At 32.2% G+C, this 14,700-nt stretch carries 12 protein-coding genes; 5 read left to right on the top strand and 7 right to left on the bottom strand.

Annotated features, from left to right (window positions below):
* Positions 1 to 250 precede the first annotated feature (250 nt).
* Both FGF67_RS03090 and FGF67_RS03085 read left to right on the top strand, forming a co-directional pair.
* A complete protein-coding gene (locus FGF67_RS03090; protein ID WP_139695006.1) occupies positions 251 to 1,246 on the top strand; it encodes a GntR family transcriptional regulator in 996 nt (331 codons plus the stop codon).
* Between the two features lie 178 nt (positions 1,247 to 1,424).
* On the top strand, positions 1,425 to 1,883 hold the full coding sequence (locus FGF67_RS03085; RefSeq protein WP_139695005.1) for an RNA methyltransferase: 459 nt from the start codon (positions 1,425 to 1,427) through the stop codon (positions 1,881 to 1,883).
* Positions 1,884 to 1,888: 5 nt separating this feature from the next.
* On the opposite strand, the gene FGF67_RS03080 is transcribed toward FGF67_RS03085, so the two are convergent.
* The 7 genes from FGF67_RS03080 to tsaD form a co-directional block, all read right to left on the bottom strand.
* Complete coding sequence (locus tag FGF67_RS03080; protein ID WP_139695004.1) at positions 1,889 to 3,070, bottom strand: class I SAM-dependent methyltransferase; 1,182 nt, start codon at positions 3,068 to 3,070, stop codon at positions 1,889 to 1,891.
* Positions 3,071 to 3,078: 8 nt separating this feature from the next.
* Positions 3,079 to 4,167 carry an AI-2E family transporter gene (locus FGF67_RS03075; protein ID WP_139695003.1) on the bottom strand — a complete coding sequence of 363 codons (1,089 nt, stop codon included), beginning with the start codon at positions 4,165 to 4,167 and terminating at the stop codon, positions 3,079 to 3,081.
* 74 nt (positions 4,168 to 4,241) lie between these two features.
* Positions 4,242 to 4,754: a TrmH family RNA methyltransferase gene (locus FGF67_RS03070; protein WP_139695002.1), complete on the bottom strand. Its 513-nt coding sequence runs from the start codon at positions 4,752 to 4,754 to the stop codon at positions 4,242 to 4,244.
* Between the two features lie 89 nt (positions 4,755 to 4,843).
* Positions 4,844 to 5,488, bottom strand: a complete 645-nt coding sequence (locus FGF67_RS03065) for a DUF4159 domain-containing protein (protein ID WP_139695001.1) — start codon at positions 5,486 to 5,488, stop codon at positions 4,844 to 4,846.
* Position 5,489: 1 nt separating this feature from the next.
* Entirely contained in the window at positions 5,490 to 6,194 is a 705-nt protein-coding gene (locus FGF67_RS03060; protein WP_139695000.1) for a 16S rRNA (uracil(1498)-N(3))-methyltransferase, read from the bottom strand.
* Positions 6,194 to 6,826 (bottom strand): peptidylprolyl isomerase, encoded by a 633-nt coding sequence (locus FGF67_RS03055; protein WP_139694999.1) that lies wholly within the window; start codon positions 6,824 to 6,826, stop codon positions 6,194 to 6,196. Before FGF67_RS03055 ends, FGF67_RS03060 begins: the two co-directional genes overlap by 1 nt.
* Positions 6,827 to 6,938: 112 nt before the next feature.
* A complete protein-coding gene (gene tsaD / locus FGF67_RS03050; protein ID WP_139694998.1) occupies positions 6,939 to 7,961 on the bottom strand; it encodes a tRNA (adenosine(37)-N6)-threonylcarbamoyltransferase complex transferase subunit TsaD in 1,023 nt (340 codons plus the stop codon).
* A gap of 166 nt (positions 7,962 to 8,127) precedes the next feature.
* On the opposite strand from tsaD, the gene FGF67_RS03045 reads away from it, so the two are divergent.
* The 3 genes from FGF67_RS03045 (at position 8,128) to gap (ending at position 14,674) form a co-directional block, all read left to right on the top strand.
* Positions 8,128 to 12,522, top strand: a complete 4,395-nt coding sequence (locus FGF67_RS03045; protein WP_139694997.1) for a translocation/assembly module TamB domain-containing protein — start codon at positions 8,128 to 8,130, stop codon at positions 12,520 to 12,522.
* A gap of 143 nt (positions 12,523 to 12,665) precedes the next feature.
* Complete coding sequence (pfkA, locus tag FGF67_RS03040) at positions 12,666 to 13,652, top strand: 6-phosphofructokinase (protein ID WP_139694996.1); 987 nt, start codon at positions 12,666 to 12,668, stop codon at positions 13,650 to 13,652.
* 17 nt (positions 13,653 to 13,669) lie between these two features.
* The gene (gene gap, locus FGF67_RS03035; RefSeq protein WP_139694995.1) at positions 13,670 to 14,674 is read left to right on the top strand and encodes a type I glyceraldehyde-3-phosphate dehydrogenase; all 1,005 of its coding nucleotides are present in this window, start codon (positions 13,670 to 13,672) and stop codon (positions 14,672 to 14,674) included.
* Positions 14,675 to 14,700: the final 26 nt, after the last annotated feature.

Genomic DNA, 14,700 nt, shown 5'->3' with positions numbered 1-14,700 from the left:
AGCAAATACGATTTGACTCTCCGTGAATTTTGATCGTTTCATATGCAAATAATTGTTTAAAGTTACACATTTATTTGCTCGGTTTTCTCTAGTTTTAAATTGTCCGGTTTAACGGGAGGAGGTCAATTTTAGGGTCAGGTTAATAGATTAAATTCTCTCTTCAGTTAAGACAGGGAAACAAATAGAAAGATTGCGATGTTATAATCAATTCAAAAATTTTATATTGTAGTCGCCTAATTTTAAAAATATAATGAACTGGAATAAAGTAAAGATTAATAAAGACAGTAGCGAAGTTAAATATCAGCTTGTTGTTAATGCCATTAATGATTCCATAGCAAATAATATTTTAAAGGTTGGCGAGAGGATACCATCTGTTAATGATTTTAGTAAAGAATACAAATTTTCAAGAGATACTGTATTTAAGGCATTTACCATTTTAAAAAATAATGGCGTAATTGAATCTATACCAAATAAAGGATATTTTGTTTCAAGTAACATAAAACGGGTACTCCTAGTTTTAAATACCTTTAAAGAGTATAAGCAAGTGATTTACAATGCATTAATTGAAAATTTACCAAAAAACTTTATTGTAGATTTACAGTTTCACCATTATAGTTTAGAAAATTTTAAAACCATCATTAATAATAGCAAGGGTAAATACTATAAATACCTTGTTATGAATATGGATCATGTAGAGGTGCCCGAAATTTTATCGTCTATAAATAATGATCAATTATTGTTAATTGATTTAAATGTTCAATTTTCAGAGCATCAAAATTATATATTTCAAGATTTCGGACAATCTTTTTATGATTGTTTGGCAAAAGGTGTTCCGCTATTTAAAAAGTATAAGCAACTGGTTTATGTTTACCCAAGCTATACATATCATCCGAGAGAATCGGTTGTTTTTTTTGAAAAGTTTTGTGCAGATTTTAGTTTTAGCTATAAAATTATTACTGATCCGAAACAGTTTAATGTACAAAAAGGCAATGCCTATATAAGTGTTAGTGAACGCATATTGAGTACTTTTTTAAAGCAATGTAGAGAAAAACAATATGAGCTAGGTGAAGAGGTTGGGTACTTATCCTATAACGAAACGCCTATGAAAGAATTTATAAATAAAGGTATTTCTGTTATCTCGACAGATTTTGAAGAGTTAGGTAAAAAAGCTGCTGAATTTATTGTTAACGATAACCCTGTACAATTAATTATACCTACCAGCCTGATAATAAGAACGTCTTTATAAGTTTGTTTTTGTTCATGTAATTAATCAATGCTGGTGTATCAATCGAAATGTCGATCAATATATGGAAATTAATACTGCCTTGATGAAATTTAGAGTTCATAAAGCACGATTTAAAATGGTTTTTACAACTTACTTGCTAAAGACTTTTTTGTTTTTAAATCTTTGATATTTTTGTGGCATGAATGACAACTTCGTAAATGAGTTTTTTGGAATAGGTATTCAAAATGGAAAAACGCCTGAAAATTTAGGTGTGTTATGGCGATCTGCTCAAAATTTAGGCGCAAGCTTTATTTTTACCATTGGAAACCGCTATGCTAACCAGGCTTGTGATACACATAATGCTGTAAAATCGATGCCTTATTATCATTATGACACTTTTGAAGCGTTTTTTAGTAACTTACCAAAAGGAACTCGATTAGTAGGCGTAGAACTTACAGACAAGGCAGAATCTTTAGAAACCTTTCATCATCCCAGACGTTGCGTATATTTGCTAGGGGCAGAGGATCATGGATTGTCAAAACTAGCCATAGAGAAATCTCATTTTTTAGTAAAATTTAAATCTGAATTAAGCTTAAATGTATCGGTAGCAGGCAGTATTGTGATGTATGATCGCGGTATTGACAAACCAAGATCTTAGCTTATTTAAGTGTTTACTTTTTTTGTTAAAAGTACAGTTTTTTCACCATCTATGAGGGTTGTGAAAAACAGGTAGTTGTCTCCACCGTCTTTTATATTTAGTTTTTTCCTTATGTGTTGAACATTTTCTGGGAAATTTCTAGTTGTTACATTTGCTCTGCTTATGTTCAACTTTTTTAATGCCTTTTTATTATATGGAACAATCTTTTCTATTTTAAATTGTCTGCCTGGAAAATCAACCAAGCTATTGCTAGTATATAAGTGCGAATGTTTTTCAAGTTTTGAAACAGGTAATTTCTCGGCTATAGACTTGAAAGCACCTGCTTTTAAAATAGCTGCATTGGGCTCATATAAATAGTTAAGTGGTTTATTATAGTCTACTATTGCAGCTTGTTCTGTTTTAAAGGTAGTTGTAAATTGTTCTGTTTTGACTTTTGAAATATTGATAGTTTCAAGAGTGATATCACCTTTATAGTCCTTTTCTAAAATCCACAACAACTCTTTAACCTCATTATTTACCGCAACTACATGTATGGTTTTTACCTGCTTTAATTCATTGGTGCCAGCCATTATATCTAGTAGGGGCGATGTTTTTACCATAATGTTTTGCGTATATTCAAAAAGCATGTTTAAATGCTTAGGAACATTGGGTAAACAATCATTTAAAAAGAATACCTTTCCTTTTCTATCATGACGCCTTGAAGGGTCTATATAAATCCAATCGAATTTTTTTTTATTTGATTTTAAATATTCAATACCATCAATGTTGACCGTTCCAATATTGTTTACTAAAAGCTGTTGGTAATTGTATGCTACAATTTTTGATAGACTTTCATTGATGTCGCAATGTGTTACTTCTTCAAACTTCTTTGAAAAATAAAAGCAGTCTACCCCAAAACCACCTGTTAAATCTATGATTGTTCTACCAGATATTAAATTTGATTTATATTCAGCGGTAATTTCAGAAGACGTTTGCTCAATATTTAGTTTATTAGGGTAATAAATGTTTGGTGTGTTAAACCATGTAGGCAGTTTTGTTCGGCATCGGTTTTTAGCTTCAATTTGTTCAACGATAACCTTGGTATTAATATTAAAAGGAGTACCCTTTAAAACTAATTTAGACATGCTGGCATCTAAATGTTTCGATATAAAATCTTGAATGTCGGAAGTTAAAAGATCAGAATTCAAAATTTAAACTATAAGTTTTTGGTCAATTTTTTAACTATCTTATTATCAGATAAAAATGTATTTAGAATTACTTTTAAAGATGTATAAGCTGGAATAGCTATAATTAATCCAATAACGCCAAAAAGAATACCAGTTATTAAAATCACCAAAAATATTTCTAAAGGATGTGATTTTACACTTTTTGAAAAAATAATAGGTTGACTAAAAAAATTATCTACCAATTGCCCAATAATAAAAACAAGCAATACCCATAAGGTTTTAGGTACTATAATTTGACTAAATGATTCTCCCAAATGACTTGTCATGGTTAAAGTAAGCATTAAAAACGCACCAATAACAGGGCCTACATACGGAATTAAATTTAAAAGAGCGCATAAAAAGGCAATGACAATAGGATTATCTACATCAATAATAAGAAGCCCTATAGTGTATATAACAAAAAGGATTAGTATTTGAAAGATGAGTCCAACAAAGTAGCGAGAAAGTAAGTTTTTAATTTTTTCACTAGATATTTTCCATTTGGCTTCGTTTTTTTCAGGAACTAACGTTAGTAAAATGCCTTCAAGTAATTTACTGTCTTTTAAAAAGAAAAAAGAGATAAAAAGTACTGAAAACAGGGCAATACTAAAGTTTCCGAAACTACTAATAATAGTGTTTAAAAAGTCGGGGATTAAAGAGAAATCAATTTTTGAAAACCAATTTGACGTATTTATAGAATCTTGTACGTTAATATGATGCAAGTCAAAATAAGTAATAATTTCTGAATAAAGGTTCTCTATGTTTACTTGAAGCTGATTAATATTAAGTAATGATAAATTCTGTCCTTGTTTCAAGATTAGAGGAATAAATAAGCTAACTAAACCAATTATGATACCCAATAGCAGTACCATAGTTAAAACAACAGCTATAGTATTTTTAAACTTAAGTTTGCGTTGAAGGAAAAATACAATTGGTCTACCTATTAATGATACAACGGCTGCAATAGCAATATAGCCAATAACAGATTGAATTTTATACAAAAAGAAAAGTAATAAAGCTACTCCAAGAATAATGGTAATAGCTCTTAAAATACCGTTTGCAATGATTTTTGAATTCACATGAAGCGTTTTATGTAGTAAATCTAATCAATTAGAACGAAAAGAAATAAGCTTTTTAACAAAATATCCTCAAGCTATTTCTGCTCTGTTCTGAGTTGTTTTGTTATTTCATAGAGTGCTATGTTAGTTGCTTGCACCACATTCATACTACTGTTTTGTCCAAACATATCAATGTGTAAAACATGGTCGGCGCTATTTAAAATGGATTCTGAAATACCATAGTTTTCATCACCAATAACAAGAGCAATAGGGGTTTCTTTTGAAAATGAAAAAGTATGAATAGCAGTACTTCGGTTTGTGATTTCAAGAGCTATAATTTGGTAATTCTGCTCTTTTAGTGTTTGTAAAACATTGTAAGCTGAATTATTGATATCATGCATAACCGCTTTTTCTGTTGCTCTTGCGGTTTTTTTTATTTTTCTGCCTAGTGTAATATCTTGACCGCAAAGAATCATTTTTTCTACACCAAAAGCATCGGCTGTTCTAAACAGACTTCCAATGTTAGGAGCATGGGTTACGTTATCACAAATTAATACAATGGGAAATTTTTTTTTGAGAAACGTGGTGTTGTAATGAGTGCGTTGCATTGAAATTAGGAACTGTGTAAATTGCTCAGAAAGAATAGGTAGGTAAGGCTTTAAGTTGTACTAAAATAAAATTTATCATATTAAAAAAACTAATGTTCAAACACATACTTGATTATATTAGCACCCATTTTTAAAGCTTGTTCTCTAACATCTTCAGGGTCATTATGAATTTCGGGATCTTCCCAGCCATCTCCTAAATCACTTTCAAAAGTAAAAAGTAGAACCAAGCGGTCTTCAAAAAATAAACCAAAAGCTTGCGGACGTTTTCCGTCATGTTCATGAATTTTAGGTAATCCATTTGGGAATGGGTAAGCGTTGTTATAAATATCATGAGTGGAAGGAATTTCAACCAAATCTTGGTTAGGAAACACTTTTTTCAGTTCTTCAACTATGTAGGGTTGCATGCCGTAATTGTCATCAATATGTAAAAAACCTCCTGAAATAAGGTGGTTTCTTAGGTTTTCAGCATCATCGTCACTAAAAAAAACGTTGCCATGACCAGTCATGTGAATAAATGGATATTGAAAAATATCTGGACTTCCAGTTTCAACGGTTTGAGGTTTTGGTTGCAATCTTGTATTTATATTGGTATTACAAAATCTTATGAGGTTTGGCAGAGCGGTTGGATTGCCATACCAATCGCCACCACCTTTATATTTTAAAACAGCCAATTCCTGACTGTTCATTTGAAAAACACACAGTATAATTGCAAAGCATGTGATTAATGTTCTCATATTATTCATTTGAAAGTGCTACGGTATGGCATGCCACTATAGCAGCAGTTTCTGTTCTTAGTCTTGTATGCCCCAATGAAACAGGTATGAAATTATTTTGAATGGCTAAATCAATTTCTTCAGATGAAAAATCGCCTTCCGGCCCTATTAAAATGGTAACGTTGGTATTAGGTTTTAGAGCTTCTTTTAATGATGTTTTATTGGTGTCTTCGCAATGAGCTATGAATTGGTACTCTGAAGTATGCTTACTTATAAAACTCTTAACTGTGATAGCTTCATTAAGCTTTGGTAAATAGCAGTTTAAAGATTGTTTCATAGCCGATTGTATGATACGATGAAATCTGTCTAATTTTACCACTTTTCTTTCACTATGATCACAAATAATAGGGGTAATGCTATCAACACCTATTTCTGTTGCTTTCTCTAAAAACCATTCATACCTATCGTTCAGTTTGGTTGGTGCTACAGCCAAATGTAAATGATAATGATGGTTAGGTTGAAGGGTACATTCAATAATCTTTGCGGTACATTTATTAATGTTGGGAACAACAATTTCAGCCGTAAATAACCAGCCATCACCATTTGTGATGTTTACGGTATCACCTGTTTTTTTTCTTAAAACTTTAATTATATGTTTACTTTCTTCTTTTGGAAAAGTAAATTGACTGGTGTCTTGAGTTATTTCTGGATTATAAAAAAGCTGCATTAATATTTTTGTTCAACTATTTTTAAAACTTCTATTTCTGAAATTTCTTTCGGTTCATGTGTTTTTAAAACGACATAATAATCGTTTGAATGTTCAATGTTTAGGGCGAAAATATCACCTAAATCATGCTCAATAATACTAGTTTCTAGCTGTACGTGTTTGTCACCAGATAAAAACCATCCTAAATCTCCACCTTTGTTAGCATGGTTATCTATAGAATATTGTTTGGCCAAAAAATCAAAAGAAGCCCCATTTTTGTATTTATCCATTATTGTTTTTTGTAAAGCTTCAATAGCAGCATACTCTAAATTTTCCCCATTCAGATGAATTATGGCACCACGGTAATACGTTTTTCTTGATTTGGTCATCACTTTGTAAAATATTGTTTCAAACTCATGGTCAAAAATTTTAGTAATACCAATACTGGTTTTAAATAATTCTTTGGCTAAAATGGTTTTATGTTTTTCCTCATTAAAAGTAATTAATTTATTCTGTTTAGAAGGCTTTTGGGTTAAATAGCTTTTAGCTTGTTCTTCTGAATGAATTAAATTTAATGCGTCTTCGGTTGAGGTTTGGGTAAAGCATGACGTTGCTATGCCTAAAAATAATAGGGTAGGTAGTTGTTTTAACATAGTGTAGGTTTTAAATTCGTTTTCAAATTTAAACGTATCGGGTTACTATGTTATCTAAGCATGAATAAGTTTTCAAAAGTGTACTGTTTATAACTTTAAAACTCGCTTATTTTTAGATTTTTAAGCGGGCCGAAGCCGCAATATTTGATTGTGCAAAATCACCTTCAAGGAACTTTAAATAGCCTGTGATGGCTATCATGGCAGCATTATCTGTGGTAAATTCAAATTTTGGTATATAGGTAGTCCAGCCAAACTTGCTTTCGCCATCTTTTAAGGCTTGTCTGATTCCTGAATTAGCCGAAACACCACCACCTATTGCAATATGCGTAATACCTGTTTCTTTTGAAGCACGCTTTAATTTGTCAATTAAAATACCAATAATAGTATGTTGAATAGAAGCACAAATATCATTGAGGTTTTCTTCTACAAAATTGGGGTTTGCTTTTACTTCTTTTTGAATAAAATATAAAACAGCTGTTTTTAACCCTGAGAAACTAAAATTTAAACCCTCTACTTTAGGTTTTGTAAATTTAAACGCTTTGGGGTTGCCAAGTTTGGCACGTTTATCTATTTCGGGGCCAGCAGGATACCCTAACCCTAGAATTTTACCACTTTTGTCAAAGGCTTCCCCAACGGCATCATCAATGGTTTCTCCAATCACGGTCATGTGAAAATAATCATTCACTTGCACAATCTGCGTATGGCCTCCAGAAATGGTCATAGCAAGAAACGGGAAAGGCGGTTTGTTAAAACCTTCTTCTTCAATAAAATGGGCTAAAATATGGCCTTGCATGTGGTTTACATCAATTAAAGGAATGTTTAGTCCTAAAGCTAAAGACTTAGCAAAAGAGGTACCCACTAATAAACTACCCATTAAACCTGGGCCTCGTGTAAATGCAATAGCATGCAGTTGGTCTTTGATAACATTTGCTTTTTTTAATGCCTCGTGCACTACAGGTACAATATTTTGTTGGTGTGCTCTAGAGGCTAGCTCGGGCACCACACCGCCATATGCTTCATGTATGGTTTGATTGGCTACTACGTTGCTTAAAATTTTACCATTATGTATTACTGCTGCAGCAGTATCATCACATGATGACTCAATTCCTAGTATATAAATATTTTCTGAAGTCATTGTTAAAAATTAGGCACAATAATTGTTAATTTTGAAAACATAAAAACATCTTTAATTGATGATTTATTCGTAATTGCAAATGTAGTTTATTCTTAATAAACTTATAACTTTAACAGCTATCAAGAAACTTCTAAAAATAGTATCAAAAATTGTAGGCATTTTATTAATGCTCTTCATTATTTTGGTGCTTATATTGTCCATTCCGTTTGTACAAACGGGGCTTGGAAGTTATGTTACCAAAAGGCTTAATGAAGATTTTAAAACCAATATTAAAATTGAACGCGTGAGCATGCAGTTTAATGGTGATGTAGAGCTAAAAGAGATTTTGATAAAAGATTACCAAAAAGATACCCTCATTGCAGTCAATGAACTTAACACCTCTGTTTTAAGTTTTGCAAATTTAGCCAAAGGCGATTTAGTTTTTGGTGATATTGATGTTGAAGGGTTGTTATTTCATATAAAAACGTATAAAGCAGCCACAGAAACTAATCTTGATGTTTTTGTGAGTCGATTTGATGATGACACTCCTCGCACTAGAAAAAGCGAATTCTTACTATCGTCTAGTGATGTGTCTATTTATGATGGTATTTTTATCATGTCAAATGAAAATAAGCAAACAGAACAGTTAGTACGGTTTGACGACTTAAATATTAATGCTACTAACTTTTTAATATATGGTAGTGACGTTAGTGCCAGAATAAACACCCTGGGCTTTAAGGAAAGTAGGGGCTTGGTTATGAAAAATTTGATGACAGATTTTGCATATACCCTAAACGATATGACGTTTGCTAACCTTCAACTAAAAACGCCGTATTCTGTTTTACAAGGCGATTTAAAATTTTTATACGAAAGGGAAGATCTTCAATTTTTTACAGATAAAGTAGTAATAGAGGCCAGTTTTAAAGATTCAAATCTGTTATTAGATGAATTAAATATTTTTTATAATGAATTTGGCACCAATCAGCGAGCCAAGTTCAGTGTTGATTTATCGGGGACTCTAAATAATTTAGAAGCCCAAAATTTAAAGTTAAGTTCAGGAAGTCGTACTTACGCAAATGGCAATCTAAATTTTAAAAATTTATTTAACCCTAAACCGCACAATTTTTACATGAATGGCGATTTCAGGGCGCTTCGTTCAACCTACCGTGATTTAAAAGCCATGCTGCCAAATGTATTGGGTGATGCTATACCGTCATCTTTTGAAACACTTGGAGAATTTTCAATTGTGGGTAATACACAAATAACATCTCAAAAAGTGATTGCCGATATCAAAATAAATACAGAATTAGGTTTTGTAGATTCTACCCTAGAAGTTAATAAAATTGACGATATAGATAATGGCGTTTATAAAGGGAATGTCATTTTTGAAGCGTTTGATTTTGGAACATTTTTAGGGGATTCAAAAATAGGAATAGGGTCGTTGAATTTTGATGTTAACGGAAAAGGTTTTACTGCTGAAAAACTGGATACTCGAGTTAAAGGTCAAATTTTTCAATTGGTTTATAACGGGTATGATTACAAAAACGTAAGGGTTTCTGGTAATATAATGAATAAAATATTTGATGGAAACCTTAATGTCAATGACCGTAATTTAAAAATGAATTTTACGGGATTGGTTGATTTTTCTGATAATGTTAAAAAATATGATTTTGAAGCCGTAGTAGATTATGCCGATTTGAATACTTTAAATTTTGTAAAAAAAGACAGTATATCCATATTCAAAAGTAAAGTGAATATGAATATGAATGCAGGAAGCTATGATGATTTTTATGGAAGATTACTGTTTAAAAACACGGTTTATAAGAATGAAAATGACACTTATTCATTTGACGCCTTTGAAATAAGATCAAAATTTCAGGATAGTCTTAGGTATGTAACGTTTAATTCGCCAGATATTGTTGAAGGCGAGTTAAGCGGGCATTTTTTCTTGAGAGATATAAAAAAGCTGTTTGAAAATTCTATTGGTTATGCCTATTCAAATTACAAACCTCATGAGGTACGTACAGATCAGCATATAAATTTTAACTTTAAAATTTATAATAAAATTATAGAAGTTTTTTACCCAGAAGTTGAACTGGGAAAAAATACTTTTATAAAAGGGCGAGTTGAAAGTGATTCAAAAAAGTTTAAGCTAACCTTTAGGTCGCCAAGAATTAAGGTTTTTGATTATTTAGCAGATGATATAGAGTTACAGGTAGATAATAGTAATCCCGTTTTTGATAGTTATCTTGAAATAGCCGATTTAAATTCTAATTTTTATGAAGTTTCAGATTTTAACCTAATCAACATTACCGTAAATGATACTCTTTTTATGCGTACAGAATTTCATGGTGGTAAGACCAAGGAAGATCAGTATAATTTGAATTTCTATCACACTATAAATGAAGAAAACAAATCGGTTTTAGGTTTTAAAAAATCAGATTTCACAATAAAAAATTACAAATGGTTTATCAATGAAAATAATGATGATAAGCATAAAATTTCATTCGATAAAGCATTGTCTAAATTTGATATAGAAACCTTTAAAGTAAATCATAACAAGGAAGAAATCGCACTTTCAGGAGTGGTTATAGATTCAACGCAAAAAGATCTTGAATTAGACTTTACTAATGTAGATTTAGCAAAAATAACACCAACTATTGATAGTTTAAAGCTAGGAGGAAATGTAAATGGTAAACTTGATATTGTTCAGCAAAATGGTAGTTATTTGCCAAATTCAACCATTGTAATAGATGATTTGGAAGTCAATGAATTTTTGTTGGGCTCGTTTGACGCCACCATAACAGGAAATGAAACCCTTACCAATTATAAAGTAGATGCCGAAATTAAGAATGATAACTCAAAATCGTTCAAGGCACATGGCGATATTAATGTTTATAATAACTATTCTAATATTGATGTTGATTTAGAGTTTAATAAATTTAATTTATTCCCATTAAACCCTTTGCTTGCAGGGATATTAAGTAACATTAGAGGTGAAGCAACAGGTGTTGTAAAAGTTGAGGGTGACTTAAAGCGTCCTGATATTAATGGTGATTTGCAACTAAAAAAGGCAGGGCTGGGAATACCTTATTTAAATGTTGATTTTGATTTTAATGAAGATACTTCTATAACCTTAAAGGAGCAAAGCTTTATTTTTAATAAAATTCAGTTAACAGATACTAAATACAATTCAAAAGGAGAGCTTGATGGCTTTATAAGTCATAATAACTTTTCAAAATGGGGCTTAGGATTACATATTAATACAGACCGGTTGTTAATTTTAGATACTAAGGAAGAAGAAGAGTCTCTATACTACGGCACAGCATTTATAGGTGGTCGTGCCAGCATTATGGGACCCACAGAGCAATTAGTCATTAGCGTATCTGGAACAACACGAAGTGGTACCGTTTTTAAAATACCTCTAAGTGATTCGGCTTCTTTTGGTGATAGTAGTTTTATCCATTTTATAACTCCAGAAGAGAAAAAAGCGCAGCGCGCAGGTATAGAACTCACATTTAATGAAATTGAAGGTTTAGAATTAGATTTTGATTTAGATGTTACCGAACAGGCTGAAGTAGAACTTATTATTGATAAAACTACAGGGCATTCTCTAAAAGGAAGAGGTAGAGGCGGTTTGCTTATTGAAATAAATACCAATGGTAAGTTTGATATGTGGGGCGATTTTTCTGTTTTTGAAGGGGTTTATAATTTTGCATATGGCGGTTTAGTACAAAAAGAGTTTATTGTACAACCAGGAGGAAACATAAATTGGGAAGGTGATCCTTTAAAAGCTAGAATAGATATGTTGGCTATTTATAAAACCCAGGCTAACCCATCTCCACTTTTAGATTCTCCAATCAACAGAAGTATTCCAGTAGAACTTCAAATTGCTTTAGTAGGTGAGTTAGAACAGCCAGAGCCTGAATTTGATTTTGAATTTCCTAATGTTAATTCAACAGTTAAGTCTGAGCTTAATTATAGATTACAGTCTAAAGAAGATAAACAGAATCAAGCGTTATTTTTGTTATCCACTGGGGCATTTTCAAGTGGTCTCAATGATATTAATTTTTCAGGGACCATTGCGGAAAGACTTAATGGTATTGTGAATGGTATTTTCTCTGGAGGTGATAGTAAATTTAATATAGGTTTAAATTATGAAGCGGGATCAAACAGGCCTGATTATCAAACAGATGATCGATTTGGGGTAACACTGCAAACACAACTAAGTGACAAAGTTTCCATTAATGGAAAAGTAGGCGTGCCCGTAGGCGGCAGAAGTGCTACACAAACTGTAGTGGCTGGTGATGTGGAAATTTCTTTTATGCTTAATGATGAAGGAAATTTAAGAGCAAATGTGTTCAACAGGGAGAACAGTATTAGGTATTTTGGAGAAGATATAGGGTACACACAGGGTGTAGGAGTTTCTTATAATGTGGATTTTGATACCTTTAAAGAACTTATTAAAAAGTTGTTTGTTAAAAATGATGACAACGATTTACAGGAGCAATCTAATGAAGAGTCTGAAAAAGAAAATGTGCTTCCAGAATATATTTCAGTAAAATCTTCTGCCGAGAAATAAGGCGTCTTTCCTCATCATTACTAGTTTGTTACATTTTTTTGTAAAACTAAAACGTTATAGTTTAAAGTATTATTAAAAAGTGATTAATGTCATAAAAGTTTGGTTTTTGTTTAGTAATTTTACGCGTCTAAAAGAAAAAATTAATGCCAAAAAAAATAAATAAATTAGCCGTTTTAACTTCGGGAGGAGACTCTCCAGGAATGAATGCAGCCATTCGTTCTGTTGTTAGAACCTGTGCTTATCATAATATAAAATGTATCGGCGTTTATCAAGGATACGAAGGCCTTATAACAGGCGACTTTAAAGAGTTAGATGCCAGAAGTGTAAGAGGAATTATCAATAAAGGGGGCACCATGCTAAAGTCTGCCCGATCAAAAGAATTCAGAACTAAGGAGGGAAGACAAAAAGCTTACCAAAGTTTAATGGATGCGGAAGTTGATGGATTAGTGGTTATTGGTGGAGACGGATCGTTTACAGGAGCACTTATATTCAACCAAGAGTTTGGTTTTCCTGTGATGGGTATTCCTGGAACCATTGATAATGATATTTTCGGAACCTCTCACACTTTAGGGTTTGATACAGCTCTAAACACAGTGGTTGATGCTATTGACAAAATTAGAGATACAGCAAGTTCACATAACAGATTATTTTTTATAGAAGTAATGGGGCGTGACGTAGGGCATATAGCCTTAAATGTTGGAATTGCTGGTGGTGCTGAAGAAATTTTAATTCCTGAAGAAGATTTAGGATTAGATAGATTGGTAGATTCTTTAAATAAAAGTAGAAAATCAGGTAAAACATCTAGTATTGTGGTTGTTGCCGAAGGGGATAAAATAGGTAAAAATATTTTTGAACTAAAAGATTATGTTGATGAAAACATGGAAGGCTATGATGTTAGAGTTTCAGTACTTGGTCATATGCAACGCGGTGGAGCACCTTCTTGTTTTGATCGCGTTTTAGCCAGTAGAATGGGCGTAAAAGCTGTGGAAGCCATCCTTGAAGGACAAAGCAATTATATGGTGGGCTTACAAAACGGAAAAATGGAATTAACGCCTTTAGATAATGCTATTAAAGGAAAAACAAAAATAAATTTAGAATTATTGCGTGTCTCAGATATCATGAGCACTTAACATTTATAAACACGATTATGTCAAAATTAAAAATTGGAATTAACGGATTTGGTAGAATTGGTAGAATTGCTTTTAGAGTAGCAGCTTCAAGAGAAGATATCCAAATAGTAGGAATCAACGATTTATTAGACGTTGAGCATTTAGCATACTTGTTAAAATATGATTCTGTACACGGCAGATTTAACGGTACTGTTGATATTAAAGATGGAAACTTAGTAGTAAATGGAAACGAAATTAGAATTACTGCTGAGCGTAACCCAGAAGATTTAAAATGGGATGCTGTAGGGGCTGAGGTTGTTTTAGATTGTACTGGTATTTTTACAACTTTAGAAGGAGCACAAAAGCACATTACTGCAGGGGCTAAGAAAGTTGCTATTTCTGCACCATCTGCAGATGCACCAATGTTTGTAATGGGAGTTAACCATGATAAAATTACAGCTGAAAATACTATCGTATCAAATGCATCTTGTACTACAAACTGTTTAGCACCTTTAGCTAAAGTAATTAACGATAACTTTGGTATCGTTGAAGGTTTAATGACTACAGTTCATGCAACTACAGCTACTCAAATGACTGTTGATGGTCCTTCAAGAAAAGACTGGAGAGGTGGTAGATCTGCATTAGCTAATATCATTCCTTCTTCTACAGGAGCAGCTAAAGCAGTAGGTAAAGTAATTCCTGAATTGAATGGAAAATTAACAGGTATGGCATTTAGAGTACCAACTCCAGATGTATCAGTGGTTGATTTAACTGTAAGAATTGAAAAATCAGCATCTTGGGATGAAGTAAAAGCTGCTTTAAAAGCTGCGTCAGAAGGCCCATTAAACGGAGTTTTAGGATATACTGAAGAAGCTGTTGTATCTCAAGACTATGTGTCTGAATCACTAACAAGTGTATTTGATGCAGGAGCAAGTATTGCGTTAAATGATAACTTCTTAAAATTAGTTTCTTGGTATGATAATGAGTTTGGTTATTCAACGAAATTGGTTGACTTAGCACAACACATTGCATCTGTGAAATAAAAATAAAAATAAATAATGATTAACTC

Origin of the sequence: Allotamlana fucoidanivorans, from assembly GCF_006265225.1 — a bacterium.
Lineage (GTDB): Bacteria > Bacteroidota > Bacteroidia > Flavobacteriales > Flavobacteriaceae > Allotamlana > Allotamlana fucoidanivorans.
The sequence above is the reverse complement of the archived record's forward strand: the minus strand, read 5'-3'. Positions and strand labels throughout refer to the sequence as shown.